At 75.8% G+C, this 16,265-nt stretch carries 10 protein-coding genes; 7 read left to right on the top strand and 3 right to left on the bottom strand.

The annotated features are described in order from the left end of the window. The 6 genes from infB to ACFF45_RS27505 form a co-directional block, all read left to right on the top strand. On the top strand, positions 1 to 2,098 hold a 2,098-nt coding region (infB, locus tag ACFF45_RS27530), incomplete at its 5' end, for a translation initiation factor IF-2 (protein ID WP_381349282.1). A 175-nt stretch (positions 2,099 to 2,273) separates the two neighbouring features. Continuing rightward, positions 2,274 to 2,567: a DUF503 domain-containing protein gene (locus ACFF45_RS27525; protein ID WP_381349281.1), complete on the top strand. Its 294-nt coding sequence runs from the start codon at positions 2,274 to 2,276 to the stop codon at positions 2,565 to 2,567. Positions 2,568 to 2,607: 40 nt separating this feature from the next. Continuing rightward, positions 2,608 to 3,054: a 30S ribosome-binding factor RbfA gene (gene rbfA, locus ACFF45_RS27520; protein WP_381349280.1), complete on the top strand. Its 447-nt coding sequence runs from the start codon at positions 2,608 to 2,610 to the stop codon at positions 3,052 to 3,054. Next, a complete protein-coding gene (truB, locus tag ACFF45_RS27515) occupies positions 3,051 to 3,956 on the top strand; it encodes a tRNA pseudouridine(55) synthase TruB (RefSeq protein ID WP_381349279.1) in 906 nt (301 codons plus the stop codon). The genes rbfA and truB overlap by 4 nt, the downstream gene beginning before the upstream one ends. Positions 3,957 to 4,213: 257 nt before the next feature. Then, the gene (locus ACFF45_RS27510) at positions 4,214 to 7,648 is read left to right on the top strand and encodes a trypsin-like peptidase domain-containing protein (RefSeq protein WP_381349278.1); all 3,435 of its coding nucleotides are present in this window, start codon (positions 4,214 to 4,216) and stop codon (positions 7,646 to 7,648) included. Between the two features lie 122 nt (positions 7,649 to 7,770). Next, positions 7,771 to 8,730, top strand: coding sequence for a bifunctional riboflavin kinase/FAD synthetase (locus ACFF45_RS27505; RefSeq protein ID WP_381349277.1), 960 nt, complete (start codon positions 7,771 to 7,773; stop codon positions 8,728 to 8,730). An 85-nt stretch (positions 8,731 to 8,815) separates the two neighbouring features. On the opposite strand, the gene ACFF45_RS27500 is transcribed toward ACFF45_RS27505, so the two are convergent. From ACFF45_RS27500 to eccE, 3 genes are all read right to left on the bottom strand, one after another. After that, positions 8,816 to 12,109, bottom strand: a complete 3,294-nt coding sequence (locus ACFF45_RS27500; RefSeq protein ID WP_381349276.1) for an SCO5717 family growth-regulating ATPase — start codon at positions 12,107 to 12,109, stop codon at positions 8,816 to 8,818. 342 nt (positions 12,110 to 12,451) lie between these two features. Then, entirely contained in the window at positions 12,452 to 13,225 is a 774-nt protein-coding gene (locus tag ACFF45_RS27495) for a hypothetical protein (protein WP_381349285.1), read from the bottom strand. 5 nt (positions 13,226 to 13,230) lie between these two features. Continuing rightward, positions 13,231 to 14,544, bottom strand: a complete 1,314-nt coding sequence (gene eccE / locus ACFF45_RS27490; RefSeq protein WP_381349275.1) for a type VII secretion protein EccE — start codon at positions 14,542 to 14,544, stop codon at positions 13,231 to 13,233. A gap of 192 nt (positions 14,545 to 14,736) precedes the next feature. Between eccE and eccB the strand changes: the two genes are divergently transcribed. Next, a complete protein-coding gene (gene eccB / locus ACFF45_RS27485) occupies positions 14,737 to 16,263 on the top strand; it encodes a type VII secretion protein EccB (RefSeq protein WP_381349273.1) in 1,527 nt (508 codons plus the stop codon). Positions 16,264 to 16,265 lie beyond the last annotated feature (2 nt).

Here is a 16,265-nt window from a genome sequence, read left to right as displayed (position 1 = left end):
CGGCTTCGCCGGCCGTCCCGGTGGTGGCGGCGGCGCTCGTCCGGGCGGTGGCGGCGGGTTCGCCGGTCGTCCCGGTGGCGGCGCTCCCGGTGGTGGCGGCGGCTTCGGCGGTGGCGGCGGTGGCCGTCCCGGCTTCGGCGGCCGTCCCGGCGGTCCCGGTGGCCGCGGTGGCACGCAGGGCGCCTTCGGGCGTCCCGGCGGTCCCGCGCGCCGTGGCCGCAAGTCGAAGCGGCAGCGCCGCCAGGAGTACGAGGCCATGCAGGCCCCGTCGGTCGGCGGTGTGATGCTGCCTCGCGGCAACGGCGAGACCATTCGCCTGTCGCGCGGTGCCTCGCTCACCGACTTCGCGGAGAAGATCAACGCCAACCCGGCGTCGCTCGTCGCGGTCATGATGAACCTCGGCGAGATGGTCACGGCGACCCAGTCCGTCTCCGACGAGACGCTGGAGCTGCTGGCCGGCGAGATGAACTACTCGGTGCAGATCGTCAGCCCGGAGGAGGAGGACCGCGAGCTGCTCGAGTCCTTCGACATCGAGTTCGGCGAGGACGAGGGCGACGAGGAGGACCTGGTGGTCCGCCCGCCGGTCGTCACCGTCATGGGTCACGTCGACCACGGCAAGACCCGACTGCTCGACGCCATCCGCAAGACGAACGTCATCGCGGGCGAGGCCGGCGGCATCACCCAGCACATCGGTGCCTACCAGGTCGCGACCGAGGTCAACGAAGAAGAGCGCAAGATCACCTTCATCGACACCCCGGGTCACGAGGCGTTCACCGCCATGCGTGCGCGTGGTGCGAAGTCGACCGACATCGCGATCCTGGTCGTCGCGGCCAACGACGGCGTCATGCCGCAGACGGTCGAGGCGCTCAACCACGCCAAGGCGGCCGACGTCCCGATCGTCGTCGCGGTCAACAAGATCGACGTCGAGGGCGCCGACCCGACCAAGGTGCGCGGTCAGCTCACCGAGTACGGGCTGGTGGCCGAGGAGTACGGCGGCGACACGATGTTCGTCGACATCTCCGCCAAGCAGGGTCTGCACATCGACTCCCTGCTGGAGGCCGTGATCCTCACCGCCGACGCCTCGCTCGACCTGCGGGCCAACCCGAACCAGGACGCGCAGGGCATCTCGATCGAGTCCCGTCTCGACCGCGGCCGCGGTGCCGTGGCGACGGTCCTCGTCCAGCGGGGCACGCTGCGGGTCGGCGACACGATGGTCGTGGGCGACGCCTACGGTCGCGTGCGCGCCATGCTCGACGACAACGGCAACAACGTCGCCGAGGCGGGCCCGTCGACCCCGGTCCAGGTGCTGGGTCTGACCAACGTCCCGGGTGCCGGCGACAACTTCCTCGTGGTCGAGGAGGACCGCACGGCCCGCCAGATCGCGGAGAAGCGTGCCGCTCGCGAGCGCAACGCGGCCTTCGCGAAGCGCACGCGCCGCGTGTCGCTGGAGGACCTGGACAAGGTGCTGAAGGCCGGCGAGATCCAGCAGCTGAACCTGATCATCAAGGGCGACGCCTCCGGTTCCGTCGAGGCCCTGGAGTCCTCGCTGCTCCAGCTCGACGTCGGCGAAGAGGTCGACATCCGCGTCCTGCACCGCGGCGTCGGTGCGGTCACGGAGTCCGACATCGACCTGGCGATGGGATCGGACGCCATCGTGATCGGCTTCAACGTGCGCGCCGCCGGGCGTGCCGCGCAGATGGCCGAGCGCGAGGGCGTGGACGTCCGCTACTACTCGGTCATCTACCAGGCGATCGAGGAGATCGAGGCGGCCCTGAAGGGCATGCTCAAGCCGGAGTTCGAAGAGGTCGAGCTGGGTACGGCGGAGATCCGCGAGGTCTTCAAGTCGTCCAAGCTGGGCAACATCGCGGGTGTCCTCATCCGCTCCGGCGAGGTCAGGCGCAACACCAAGGCGCGCCTGGTCCGCGACGGCAAGGTCATCGCGGAGAACCTCAACATCGAGGGTCTGCGTCGCTTCAAGGACGACGTCACCGAGATCCGCGAAGGGTTCGAGGGCGGTATCAACCTCGGCAACTTCAACGACATCAAGGTCGACGACGTCATCGCGACGTACGAGATGCGGGAGAAGCCGCGGGCGTGACCGCACGTGGCTGACGGTGGCCGACGGGACCTGTGCCCGTCGGCCACCGCGGTTTGCCCCCGGGGCGGCGCGGGGCGCGGCCCCGGGCGAAACCCGGTCGAGCCCCCGGCGGCGGCGCGGTACCGTTCTTGAGGGCTCCATCGATCCCGTGCCGGCGGGTGAACCGGTTGCACACATGTATGTGGGGACGCTGTCCTTCGACCTGCTCCTCGGCGACGTTCGGTCGCTGAAGGAGAAGCGCTCCGTCGTCCGCCCGATCGTCGCCGAGCTCCAGCGGAAGTACGCGGTGAGCGCGGCCGAGGTGGACCACCTGGACCTCTACCGCAGGGCCCGGATCGGCCTGGCGGTGGTGTCCGGCGACGCGGGGCACGTCAGCGACGTGCTGGACCGGTGCGAGCGGCTGGTCGCCGGGCGCCCCGAGGTGGAACTGCTGTCGGTCAGACGCCGCTTCCACGGCGACGACGACTGACCCAGAGAACGTAGATCAGGAAAGAACGGGAGACGGACCAGTGGCCGACAACGCGCGTGCCAAGAGGCTGGCGGACCTCATCCGAGAGGTGGTGGCCCAGAAGCTGCAGCGCGGGATCAAGGACCCGCGGCTCGGTTCGCACGTCACCATCACGGACACCCGGGTGACGGGCGACCTGCGGGAGGCGACCGTCTTCTACACCGTGTACGGGGACGAGGAGGAGCGGGCGGCCGCGGCCGCCGGTCTGGAGAGCGCCAAGGGCATCCTGCGCTCCGAGGTCGGCAGGGCGGCCGGCGTGAAGTTCACGCCGACGCTCACCTTCGTCGCCGACGCCCTCCCGGACACCGCCCGGACCATCGAGGACCTCCTGGACAAGGCCCGCCAGTCCGACGAGAAGGTGCGCGAGGCCTCGGCGGGCGCCACCTACGCCGGTGACGCCGACCCGTACAAGAAGCCGGGTGACGACGAGGACGACACCACCGCATGACCCAGAAGCACACCACGCCCGACGGCCTCGTCATCGTCGACAAGCCGTCGGGCTTCACTTCGCACGACGTGGTCGCCAAGATGCGCGGCATCGCCCGGACCCGCCGCGTCGGCCACGCCGGCACCCTCGACCCGATGGCGACGGGCGTCCTCGTCCTCGGCGTCGAGCGGGCGACCAAGCTCCTCGGGCACCTCGCGCTGACCGAGAAGGAGTACCTGGGCACGATCCGCCTGGGCCAGACGACCGTCACCGACGACGCCGAGGGCGAGATCACCGGTTCGGCCGACGCCTCGAAGGTCGCCCGGGACGCCATCGACGCGGGGATCGCCCGGCTGACCGGCGACATCATGCAGGTGCCGTCCAAGGTCAGCGCCATCAAGATCAACGGCGTGCGGTCCTACAAGCGGGCCCGGGAGGGCGAGGACTTCGACATCCCGGCCCGGCCCGTCACCGTCTCGTCGTTCAGCGTGTACGACGTCCGGGACGCCGTCGCCGACGACGGCACGCCCGTGCTCGACCTGGTCGTGTCGGTGGTCTGCTCCTCCGGCACCTACATCCGCGCCCTCGCCCGGGACCTGGGCGCCGGGCTCGGCGTCGGCGGCCACCTCACCGCGCTGCGCCGCACCCGGGTCGGGCCGTACAAACTCGACACGGCCCGCACCCTCGACCAGCTCCAGCAGGAGCTGACGGTGATGCCGATCGCCGAGGCGGCCGCGGCCGCGTTCCCGCGCTGGGACGTGGACGGCAGGCGGGCCCGGCTGCTCGTCAACGGCGTGCGGCTGGAGATGCCCGACGAGTACGCGGGCGCCGGTGCGGTGGCCGTCTTCGATCCCGAGGGCGCCTTCCTCGCCCTCGTGGAGGCCCAGCGGGGCAAGGCCAAGAGCCTCGCCGTCTTCGCCTGACGGCCCGTCACGTCCTGCCCGTGGAGCGGCGGTCACGGGGCCCGGCGCTCCCGCCGCTCCACGGCCCCCCATCGGTTCCCCCACCCCTAGGGTGTATCCAGCGGCCCCCGTCCGTTCACCCGCGCAGGCAGGCGCTCGGAGTGAACCAGGGGAGTGCAGGGGGGCGCGTTCGTCACGCGTGCTGTCTCCCTGATCATCCGGCCCCTACCGTCGAGGTCAGGGCACAGACGGACGGCGGCACGGCGGGAGGTCCGGCCATGGCGGTACGAGACCCGGGGACCGCACCGCGCGACGGCGTCCTGGTACGCATCCACGACCCCGCCGGACGGCCCCGCGGCACCGGCGTCGTCGCCGACCGCCAGGGCACCGTCCTCACCAGCCACGAGGCCGTCGACGGACTGGCCCGGCTGGTGCTGCGCGCCGGGGAGCGCAGCTGTGTGGTGCCCGCCGAGGCGGTCACCGCGCTGCCGGAGCGCAACCTCGCCCTCGTACCCACCGAGGGCCTGGCCGCGGAGCCGCTGCCGCTCACCGTGCGGGACCGCGTCGAGACCGGCGCGTACGTGCGGATCGCCGCCGGCTGCTGGCGTGAGGCGCGGGTGCTGGGCGCGGTGACGGAGGCGGCCTACCCGGCCGCGGACCGCCTGCGCCGCCTCGACGGCGTGCTGCAACTGGCGATCGGCACGGCCGGGCGCGACGCCCTGCGGCCGGGCGGCGGGGCGGCCGGGGGGCCGGTCGTCGACGCCGCCACCGGAGCCGTGGTCGCCCTGCTCGCGACCGGGCTGCACACCGGCCACCGCGACTGGGGGCTGGCCGTGCCGCTGCGGCCCGCCGGGAGCGGCCCGCTGGCCGACCTGCTCGCCCGCAACGCGGCCACGGTGCCCGCCTACGGGGCGGACCTGAACCTCGCCGGGGTGCTCGCACTGACGGCCACCTCGGTGGCGCAGGACGGCCCGCCCGAGGCGCGCGCGGACCGGGCCGGCCGGGAGGCAGCCGTCGCGCCCGCCCCACGGGCCGCCGTCGTGCGGGAGTCGGCCGCGTTCACCGGGGGCCCGGCCACCGTTCTCGCACTCGTCGGGCCGCCGGGCAGCGGCCGTACGACCGAACTCGCGGCGCTCGCCGCCCGGCGCGCCCGGGACGCGGAACCGGCCCCCACGGTGTGGCTGCGCGGGGCCGACCTGCGGGCCGGGGACGCGTCGGTGGCGGACGCGGTGCGGCGGGCGCTGCACCGGGCGGCCCGGATCGTGGCGGCGGCACGGGACGGCGGCGCCCTGCTCGACGGGGCCGGCGGCGCCCTGCTCGGCGACACCGGCCCCGACGGCCTGGCCGGGCCGGCCCGCGCCGCCGGCCAGCCCCTGCTGCTGCTCCTCGACGGCCCCGAGCAGATGCCCCCGGCCCTGGCCCACCGCCTGCCCGCCTGGGCCGGGGAGACCGCGCGGTGGCTGGAGGAGACGGGGGCGCGCCTGGTCGTGGCGTGCCGGGCGGAGTACTGGGAGCAGGCCGGGGCGGCCTTCCCGGCCGGCCGCCTCCACCCGGGCGCGGCACCCGCCGGCCTGCCCCCCTGCGTCCCGCTGGGCGACCTGGACGAGGCCGAGGCCCGCCGCGCCCACGCCCGGCACGGCCTCCCCGACGGGGCCCTCGCCGCCCCCGACGCCCGCCACGCCCTCACCCTCCGGCTCCTCGGCGAGGTCCTCGCCGCCCGCCCGGACGTCCGCCCGGACGGCCCGCTCGACCGGTACGCCGTCCTCGCCGCCCACCTCGACCTGATGTGCCTGCGGGTGGCGGTACGGCTCGCCGCCGAGAACGGCCTGCGCGGCACCGCCGTGCGGCGGCTCGCGGCGAAGGTGGCCGGGCAGGTCCACGAGGCCGCCCGGCGCAGCCTCGGCTCCGGGCACGGCGAGCTGGACCGGGACGCGTTCGAGGCGCTGTTCCCCTGGGGCCGGGCCCCGGCCCGGCTCGGCGGGGGCACCGGCTGGGCGTCCGCCGTCCTGACCGAAGGCCTGCTCGTCCCGGCCGGCACCGGCTACCGCTTCGCCCACGAGGAGGTCGCCGACTGGCTCCAGGGCATCCACCTCGACCTGGACGAGGCCCTGCGGGCGCTGGTCCACCACCGCCGCGCCCCCGGCGCCGGCCGGCCGGCGCCCCTCGCGCACCACCGCGCCGGCCCCGTCGTGCAGGCCCTGCTCCTGCTCGCCCGGCAGCACGGCCCGCACCGGCTCGCCGTCCGCCTGGAGGAACTGCTGCTCGCCCTGGACGCCGACCCGCACTCCTGGTGGGCGGCCCGGCTGCTCGGCGAGGCGCTGCGCCGGGTGCCGGACGCCACGCCGTACCTCCGGGTCCTGCGGCTGCTCGCCGACGCGATCGCCGACTGGCGGCGGCGGGGACGGCCGGTGCCCCGGGAGTTCGGGCCCGCCTTCTGGACGGAGCCGGCGCTGCCCGGCGCCGAGCGCCTCGACCTGCTGCGCCGCCTGGTCCTCGCCGACACGCAACCGGCCGGCCCGGACCGGTACCTCGACACCGCCGCCCGGCTGCTCGCCGCCGACCCCGTCGCCGTGCAGCCGCACCTCGTCCGCTGGTTCGACGACGAGCGGCCGCTGCCCGCGGCGCCGCACGCGACCGTGGCGACCGCCGCGCAAGCACTGCTGCACACGCACCGGCACCGGGCGCTGGACGACCTCACGGAGGTGCTGGCCGGCACCGCGCACCGGCGGGGCGGCGAACTGCTCGGCGTGCTCGCCGAGGAGGAACCCTCCGCCGTGTGCCGGGCCGTGGACCGGTGGGCGCACGACGAGCGGCCGGCACGGCGGGCCGCGGCGGTGGCGTACGGGCCGCGTACCGCGCCGCACGCGCGCGGCGAGGCCGACCGCGCACTGCTGCGCCGCGCCGCCCTCGCCCAGCTCGCCCGCCCCGCCGACGCGCACCTGCACGGCGGGGCGCTGGCCCTCCTGGTCCGCGATCCGCACACCCGGGCCCGGTACCTGCCCCGCGCGGTCGAGCACTTCGCGGCCGGCGACCCCCAGCCGCCCGCGAGCGCGCTCCTGGCCGCGCTGGCGGCCCACCCGGAACCGGTGCTCGACGCCTTCCGGGCCCGGCTGCACCGGCCCGGCACCGCCGAGGCGCTGTGCGCGCTCGCCGACGCGGCGACCCCGGCGCCGGCCCGGCGGGTCGCCGCGCTGCTGCGGGACGCCGTGGCGCTGCACCCGGACCGGGCCGCGGCCGTGGCCGCCTGTGTCGGCCGCCGCCTGGACGCCGGGACCGCCTCCAGAACCGTGCTGGTCCCGCTGGTCACCGGGTTGCTGGAGGGCGGCTGCGAACAGCTCAGGGTGGCGCTGGCCGACGTCCTGGCGGCGCCCGGGCCGCCCGCCCGCGAGGCCCTGCGCCGGGAACTGTGCGACCTGCTCCTCGTCCACGAGGAGGCCCCGCCCGTCCTGGAGGCCGTGCTGCGCTCGGCCGTCCGGCACGGCGGGGAGGGGCTGCGCGCCCTGGTCCACCGCACGGGCATGCTCCTCGTGCGCACCCCCGAGGGCGCGACCCGCTTCGACCGGACGCTGCTCGACCTCGGCCGCGCGGTCCCCGGTTTCGCGGCCCAGGTCGCGCACTGGCTGGACGACGCTCCGCGGGACTGGGCCGCGGTGGTCGGCCCCAGCACCCGCCGGATGATCCAGAACCTGGCCGGTGCCCGGGTCCCGGCGTGATCGCCTGCGGCACGTGCGTCCGGTCACAGCCTCCATGCCGGTGCGGGCCGGATCCGCCGGGCATGGCACCCTTAGACCTGCGTAAGAGGCATAGACGGACACGGGTTCGAGGAGCGGTCACAGTGCAGCGCTGGCGTGGCTTGGAGGACATCCCCGAGGACTGGGGGCGCAGCGTCGTCACCATCGGCTCCTACGACGGTGTCCACCGCGGGCACCAGCTGATCATCCGGCACGCCGTGGAACGCGCCCGCGGGCTGGGCGTCCCCACCGTCGTCGTCACCTTCGACCCGCACCCCAGCGAGGTCGTCCGCCCCGGCAGCCACCCGCCGCTGCTCGCCCCGCACCACCGCCGCGCCGAGCTGATGGCCGAGCTGGGGGTGGACGCGGTGCTGATCCTGCCCTTCACGGCGGAGTTCTCGAAGCTCTCGCCGGCCGACTTCGTGGTCAAGGTCCTGGTCGACAAGCTGCGCGCCAAGGCGGTCGTCGAAGGCCCCAACTTCCGCTTCGGCCACCGAGCCGCCGGCAACGTCGAGTTCCTCGCCGAACAGGGCAAGGTCTACGACTTCGAGGTCGAGGTCGTCGACCTGTTCGTGTCGGGCGAGGCGGGCGGCGGCGAGCCGTTCTCCTCCACGCTGACGCGGCGGCTGGTGGCCGCGGGGGACGTGGCGGGGGCCGCGGAGATCCTCGGCCGGCCGCACCGGGTCGAGGGCGTCGTCGTCCGCGGCGCCCAGCGCGGCCGCGAACTGGGCTTCCCCACCGCCAACGTCGAGACCCTGCCGCACACCGCGATCCCGGCCGACGGGGTGTACGCGGGGTGGCTGACGGCCGGGGGCGAGGCCATGCCGGCCGCGATCTCCGTGGGTACCAACCCGCAGTTCGACGGCACCGAGCGCACGGTGGAGGCGTACGCCATCGACCGGCTCGGGCTGGATCTGTACGGGCTGCACGTCACCGTCGACTTCCTGGCCTTCGTGCGCGGCCAGGCGAAGTTCGACACGCTCCAGGCGCTGCTGGAGCAGATGGCGCAGGACGTGACGCGGTGCCGGGAGCTGATCGGGGTTGCGCAGCGGACGGCGTCGTAGCGGGCGGTCCCGCGCCGACGGGTACGACTGAAGGGCGGCCGGTGCCGGAGAGGCACCGGCCGCCCTTCACGCGTACGGCCTGTCGCTACTGCTGGGGCGGGCCGTCCGGCTGGCCGGTCTGGCCGGTCTGGCCGGTCTGCGGGTAGCCGTAGCCGTAGCCGGGGTGCTGGGGGTGCGGGGCCGGCTGGCCCGGTTGCGGCGGGTAGGGCTGGGCGGGGGCGTACTGCTGACCCGGCGTCGGCTGTCCCGGCGTCGGCTGTCCGGGAAGCGGCTGCCCGGGCAGGGGCTGCCCCGGCACCGGCTGACTCGGCAGGGGCCGGCCGGGCATCGGCGGGGCGGCGACCGGGGGCGGGTTGCCGTCGCTGGTCCACAGGCCGTGCATCTGCTGGTGGCGGACGAAGTCCTCGGCCACCATCGCCGCGAGGTTGAAGTACGCCTCCCGCACCTTGGGCCGCATCATGTCGAGGTCGACCTCGGCACCGGCGGCCAGGTGCTCGTCGAACGGCACGACGACGACGCCCCGGCAGCGCGTCTCGAAGTGCGCGACGATGTCCTCCACCTTGATCATCTTGCCGGTCTCGCGGACGCCGGAGATGACGGTGAGGGAGCGTGAGACCAGATCGGCGTACCCGTGCGCGGACAGCCAGTCCAGCGTCGTACTGGCGCTGCTCGCACCGTCCACGGACGGCGTCGAGATGATGATGAGCTGGTCGGCGAGGTCCAGCACCCCGCGCATGGCGCTGTACAGCAGGCCGGTGCCCGAGTCGGTGAGGATGATCGGGTACTGCTTGCCGAGCACGTCGATCGCGCGCCGGTAGTCCTCGTCGTTGAACGTCGTCGAGACGGCCGGGTCGACGTCGTTGGCGATGATCTCCAGACCGGAAGGGGCCTGGGAGGTGAACCGCCGGATGTCCATGTACGAGTTGAGGTACGGGATCGCCTGGACCAGGTCCCGGATGGTGGCCCCGGTCTCCCGGCGGACCCGGCGGCCGAGCGTACCGGCGTCCGGGTTGGCGTCGATCGCGAGGATCTTGTCCTGCCGCTCGATGGCCAGGGTGGAACCGAGGGCGGTGGTGGTCGTCGTCTTGCCGACACCGCCCTTGAGGCTGATCACGGCGATGCGGTAGCAGGACAGCACCGGCGTCCGGATCAGTTGCAGCTTCTGCCGGCGCTCGGCCTCCTCCTTCTTGCCGCCCAGTTTGAACCGGGAGACCGCCGCGGTCGGACGCCCGCTCTTCGCCTTCTGCTTCTTGTTGTTGAGCAGCCGGTCGGAGGACAGCTCGACGGCCGCGGTGTAACCGAGCGGCGCGGCGCCGGGGTTGGTGGGCTGCCGCTGGTCGTGCCGCAGGGGCTGCGGCCACGCGGTGCCGAGGCGGGGGTCCGCGGGCGGGGCCGGCGGCTGGGGCTGCCCCTGGGGGTGGTGCGGGGGCTGGGGGCGGCCCTGCGGGGCGCCGGCGGGGGGCTGCTGTGGAGCGTGCGGGTGCTGCGGGTGCCGGGCGTCGGGCTGCGGGGGGACGCCGGGGTGGGCGGCGGCCTGCTGCTGCGCCGGGGGCTGCGGGAAGCCGTAGCCGCTCTGGGGGGCGGGGGTGCCGGGGTGCGGGAAGCCGTATCCGGCCTGGGCGTCGGGGGTGCCGGGGGGCGGGAAGCCGTAGCCCTGCTGGGCGTGCGGGACGCCCGGAGCGCTGGGCGGGCTCTGCTGCGGGAAGCCGTAGCCCTGCTGGGTGTGGGGCTCGGGCGTGCCCGGCTGTGGGGCGTGGGGGGTGTGCGGACCCGGTGCCGGGACCGGCGGGGTCCACGCGGCCGGGGCGGGCTGTGGCGGCTGGGGCTGGACGGGCGGCTGCTGGGCGGGCGCGGGCGGCGGGCCCGGCGTGGCGGTGGCGGTCGGCTGCGGGTGGGGCTGCGCGGCAGGCGCGTTCAGGTCCGGCTGGGGCTGCGGCTGCGCCGGCCACTGGGCGGCGGGGGCCGGGGCCGCGGGCTGGTACGACGGCGGCAGCGGCGGCACTCCGCCCTGCGGGGCGGGCGGGGGAGTCCAGGCCGAAGACGCGTCGGGTGCCGGTGTGGCGGCGGCGGTGCGGGGACCGTCGTCGGCCCGGGGGGCGTCGTCGGTCCGGGGGGCGTCGTCGGTCCGGGGGGCGTCCTCCGGGGAGGCGCCGTCGTGGCCGGCGTCCCCGTGCGCGGTGTCCTGGTGGACGGCGTCCTCGTGCGGCGGCGCGTCGGAGGCGGCCGCCTCGGGGCCGGCGGCGGGGGCGTCCTGCGCTGCCTCGGGGGTCTTCGCCGGTTCGGGCAGGCCGGGGGTGGAGGCAGTGGTGTCGGTGGTGCCGGTGCCGTCCGTGTCGGCGCCGGCTGTGGTGCCGGCGTCCGTGGCGGACGCGGCACTGTCGGCGGTGGCGTCCTCGGCGGTGGCGTCCTGCTCCGGGGCGGCCGGGGTGTCACCCTCCGGCCGCTGCTCGCCCTTGGCCCTGGCGTCGGCCGCGTCGGCGGCGGCCGCGAGCTCGGCGATCTCCCGCTTCAGCGAGGCCGCGGAGAACCGCAGGGTGGCGCCGCTCTCCAGGTCCCCGTTGCCGGGCTCGGCCTCCTCGGCGGCCTGGAGGGTCTCCGGGGCGGGCGCGGCCGGCGGCTGGAGCTCGAAGCCGCTGCCCTCGGGCAGCCGGGGCACGCCCCCGGACTCCCCGGCCGGCGGCACGGGCGGCGGGAACGGAACGCCGGGCGCGGGCGCGGGCGGGGGAGGCGTGAACGGCACTCCCGGCATCGGCACGGGCGCGGGCGGCGTGAAGGGCGCCGCCGGGGTGGAGTAAGCCTGCGGGGCGGCGGGGGGCTGCGGTGCCAAGGGGGTCTGCGGGGCGGCGGGGGCCTGCGGGGCGGAGTGCGGGTGCGGGGTGGGGTGGCCCTGCGGGGCGGAGTGCGGGTGCGGGGTGGGGTGGCCCTGCGGGGCGGAGGGGGTGTGCGGGGTCGGGCCGGGCCCGAAGTCCGCCGCGGGCGGGGTGTGGCCGGGCCCGAAGTCGCCCGCGGGCGGGGTGTGGCCGGGCCGGGAATCGGCCGGGGGCGGGGTGTGGCCGGGTCCGAAGTCACCCGGCTGCGGAGGCGTGGGGCCGGGCCCGAACGGCGGGGCGGAGGGGGAGGCGGGCGCGGGCGCCGCGGGAGCCGGAGCGCCGGGAGCGGGTCCGCCGGGACCGGCGGAAACCGCGGACTCGGGCGGCACCGGCCCCGCGTCCCCCGGCCCCGCGTCCCCCGGCTCCCCGGACGCGTTCTGCGTGTACCAGGCAGGCGGCGCGTAGTCGATGGTGAACTCGCCCGTCATCTCGACGGCGGCCTCCGCGTCGGGCTGGTCATCGCCGGGCGTCGCCCAGCCCCCGCGGATCCCGTCCCGATCGCTGCTCACAATTCCTCCTGGTGTGGTCGAGCACCCTCATGCCGTGCGGGGGCGACCAGTACTTGTCGGGCTTGGTCGAGTCGAGGTCGTCCGGTCCACGGGCTCTCCCCCTGGGGCACGGACGCCCGGTCCATGGTTCTGGCGTCGCGCCGGTACCAGCCTAATCACCATGCCGCCCACCTCGTCAGGCCCGTCCACTCCAGCACGGCCGGTCCGCGGGGTCACCAGGGGCCCGCAGGTGTCCGCAGGCCGACCCCGCAGTGAACAAACCCGCGGATAGCGGGTGTTGAAACAGGGTGAGAAAGGGGCGAACATCCCCGAATGCGCAAGGGGCGTCGAGGGACGGCCGATTCAGTCCATCCGGCGGGGCGCGCCCAGCAACCCGGTCTCGGGATCGGTGGGCCGTGTCATCACGTACTGCCGGTCACGGTCGGTGCACCAGAGCGTCAGGCCGTCGGGCAGCGTGGGCAGGGCCTCCACGTCGGCGCGGGGCAGTGCCATCGTCCGCCCGAACTCCGCGGCCTCGTCCGGGGAGACCCGCTGCACCCCGACGAGCCGCGCCTGCCGGACCAGCCGGGGAGCCACCGGGCTGAGGTACGGCAGCACGGTCAGCACCGACTGCCAGGGCCCGGAGACGACCCGGCCGCGCGGCGGGCGCATCCCGCAGTCCCGCACCACCAGCACGGGCGTGCCCGCCGAGGTGCCCTGCGGGGGCACCCGGCCCACCTCGTGCACCGCCAGGCCGTTCTGCCCGCCGCCCATGGCGTGCACCATCTGCATCCAGGCCTGCGGCCGTCCGGTCTCCACCGCGACCCGCGCGCCGGTCGCCGCCGCCCTGAGGGCGATGACCTGGGCGGTCCACAGGCCGCCGATCAGGACGACGTCGTACGGGGTCGGCCGGTTGAGGCCGAGCACCGCGGGCCGGTTCTCCGCGTCCACCCCGACGACGACACCGTCGTCTCCGACGGGCAGGGCCAGGGCGTCCAGTCGGTCCACGGACACGGTGTGCCGCGCGTGCCGCGGGCCGATCAGCCCGAAGCCGCGGCGCAGCAAGTCCCGCGCCCGCTCCGGGGCGGCGGGCCGCTGCTCGCCGGGGCCGCCGGCCCGTCCCGCCCGGGTGGTCATGGGGGTCACCGGGCGCCTCCCAGGGGCAGCGTGGCCAGCATGCCCGGCACCTGTTCCCGGTCCAGGCGGGCGAGCCCGGTGCCCGTGTGCCGTGCCGCGGCCTCCAACGCGCGCCGGGCCGCGACGAGTTCGTCGTCGCTGCGTCCGGTCACCCGCAGATGCCCGCACACGGACACCTCCTGCCGCTCCCCTCTCGCCAGGGTGACGCTGAAGGTGGTGGCGAGCGCGGGAACGGCCGTGATCAGGGCGATGACCTGCGGCAGCGAGGGTGCCTGCCGGCTTCCCGGCGAGGGCCACCGGCGGATCCAGTACGTGGTGTGCCGGCGGTTGTCGCAGCGCCAGCTCCGCCCGGACTCCTCGGTCCGCCGCTCCCGTGCCTCCGTACGGCCTGCTTCCGCCGTCACCAGCGGGTTGGCGCAGGCGGAGGTGGCGATGGCGGCGGTCAGCTCCTCCTCGTCCAGGAGGGTCGCCCGGAACCCGGCCCCGGTCAGCCGGCTCGCCAGCTGGTCGGCGGCGCGCACCACGCACTTCTGCGCGCCCGGCAAGCCCCCGCCGCGCGCCGCCACGGCCTCCGGGCACAGCTCCGGGTCGAGCTTCACGGCGATCCAGGTGATGCGCACGGCCGGGGCGCCCGTCTGCTCCTGCAACGGCGCGTAGTTGGCGACGGCCACGGACTGCCGCGGCAGATGGAGCGCGGGAGCGGGCTGCGTGTGCAGCACCACCTGCGCCGACTCCAGCCGGATGCCGTCCACCTCCAGGGCGTCGTACACGAGGCCCAGCGGCAGCGGCTGCCGGTTCCGGTCGGCCCGCAGCGCGGTGGCGTCCGCCTCCACCTGGAGCACGGCGGTGACGAAGGTGCCGTCGCCGACGATGCCGACGGGGCGGCGGTCACGACCGGCGTACGTGTACGTCCGCAGGCTCGGGTCGCACTCCACGGCGGGCGCGAGTCCCGGCTCCGTGTCCGGGGGTATCGGCGTGCCGGCGGCCCGCCGCTGCCTGACCCGCAACGCCCGTGCCGTGGCAAGCCGTTCGGGCAGGGAGTGGCCGTGCCGGCGGACGAAGGCGACCAGGACCAGGCAGACGGCGACGACGGCCGCGACCGCCAGGGCCACCGGACCGATCACCCATCCGACGAGCAGCGCGGCGGCGGCGACCTCCAGCACGACCACGCGGTGCAACCGGAACGCCCCGGCCCGCCCCGCACGCGGCCCGAGGCGCGGCGTCCCCGAGGCGGCGGGCTGCCGCGCGGGCGCCCGTCCCGGAGCCGCGGAGCCCTCCGCCCGCGACCGGAACCGGACGCGCGTTCCGGAAGCCCTCACTGCATCCCCCCGCCTCACTCACGACTCGCCGCCGACCGCGTACCGCACCAGGCCATCGGCGACCCGGACACCCTACCCGTCCGCCCAACTCCCGCTGCGTACCAGGCATAGTAGGGGGCCGGTCCGACATCGGGGCGGGTAGCCGGTCACCCGCCCGCGGCCGGCGCCACACACGGGGAGAGACAGGCACAGATGGCATCTCGGCGGGACCAGCTCAACGCCTACACCTTCGCGAAGCGCCGCATGCTCGCGGCCTTCCTGCAGTCGTCGCCCGACGGCTCGGAGGAGGGGGCGCCGCGCCCGCTGCGCGCGGTCCTGCCCGGAGTCCTCGTCGGGGTGGTCGTCATGGCGGTCTTCGGGGCGTGGGGCATGTTCCGGCCGACCGCGCCCAAGGGCTGGGACGAACCCAACGCCAAGGTGATCGTCGCCAGCAAGTCGACCACGCGTTACGTCGTCCTGAGGACCGACGGCCAGGTCCAGCTCCACCCGGTCCTCAACATGGCCTCGGCGAAGCTGCTCCTGGAGGCCGGGCAGGGCGACGTCGTCACCGTCGCCGAGTCCGTCCTCGACAACGGCGACATCCCGCACGGCGTGACCATCGGCATCCCGTACGCGCCGGACCGCCTGCCCTCGGCCGAGGAGGCCGGCACCGCCAAGCGCTGGGTGGTCTGCGAGCGCCCGAGCGCGGGCGGCGGCGACACCGTGCAGAAGGCCGCACTGGTCCTGTCCGCTCGCGACCAGGAGGTGACCGACGGCAGGAACCGCCTGCGGGGCGGCCAGCTGCTCTACGTCGCCGGCCCGGACGGCCGGCGCCACGTCGTCGACGCGGGCGGCACGGCGTACCCCGTCGACCGGAACGACGAGCTGCTGTTGCGCGCCGTGGTCGGCTCCGGCCGGCAGCCCCAGCGGGTGTCCGCGGAGTGGCTCGCGACGCTGCACCGGGGCGACCCGGTCACCTTCCCGGAGATCACCGGGCGGCCGGGCGCCGCGGCCGGCGCGCCGGGCCGGCTGGACCGGGCGACCGACCGGGTCGGCACGGTGCTCAAGGCACCCGACAACAACGTGGACCAGTACTACGTGGTGCTGCCCGGCCGGGTCGCCCCCGTCTCCGCCTTCGTCGCCCAGCTCCTGCTGTTCAGCAAGGAGCTGGCCCCGCTCGGCCAGGCCGGCCGGGCCCGCCAGGTCAGCCCCGGCGACATCGTGCCGGGCCGGGCGTTCGGCACCGAACACCACTGGCCGACCGGCGACCCGGTCCCCGTCAACGAGGCCTCGGCGGCCCAGGGCAGCCGCAGCACGGTCTGCAACGTCCTGCGCCAGGTGGACGCCGGCTCCGGCGCCACCACCCTGAGCACCTGGGCCGGCACCGACTTCCCGCAGCAGCTGCCCGCCGGTGCCTCCAGCGCCTACGTCACGCCGGGTTCCGGCCAGCTCTACCGCCAGTTCCAGGGCGAGGCGACGAGGACCGGCCCGGTGTTCCTGGTCACCGACACGGGCCTGCGCTACGTCCTGCAGTCCAACGGCGACAGCGCCACCGACGACGCGGGCATCGGCACGACCGCCCAGCAGCGCCAACAGCGCCGGCAGGAGGCGACGCAGGCCCAGACCCTGCTGGGCTACGAGGACGTCGACCCGGCGCCGGTCCCGGCCGCCTGGTCGGAGTTCCTGCCCACCGGCCCACGGCTGTCGACCGCGGCGGCACGCCAGCCGCAGGGCTCGTGAGG

Source organism: Streptomyces cinereospinus (assembly GCF_042430725.1).
In the GTDB taxonomy this organism is placed as follows: Bacteria; Actinomycetota; Actinomycetes; order Streptomycetales; family Streptomycetaceae; genus Streptomyces; species Streptomyces cinereospinus.
Note: the sequence above shows the minus strand (reverse complement) of the source record. Positions and strands in the feature narration are given on the sequence as shown.

What these genes read in the sequence shown, in the direction of transcription:
- truB (WP_381349279.1), top strand. Translation starts at nt 3,051, where the DNA reads ATGACCCAGAAGCACACCACGCCCGACGGCCTCGTCATCGTCGACAAG.
- ACFF45_RS27525 (WP_381349281.1), top strand. Translation starts at nt 2,274, where the DNA reads ATGTATGTGGGGACGCTGTCCTTCGACCTGCTCCTCGGCGACGTTCGG.
- ACFF45_RS27495 (WP_381349285.1), bottom strand. Translation starts at nt 13,225, where the DNA reads ATGACCACCCGGGCGGGACGGGCCGGCGGCCCCGGCGAGCAGCGGCCC.
- eccB (WP_381349273.1), top strand. Translation starts at nt 14,737, where the DNA reads ATGGCATCTCGGCGGGACCAGCTCAACGCCTACACCTTCGCGAAGCGC.
- ACFF45_RS27510 (WP_381349278.1), top strand. Translation starts at nt 4,214, where the DNA reads ATGGCGGTACGAGACCCGGGGACCGCACCGCGCGACGGCGTCCTGGTA.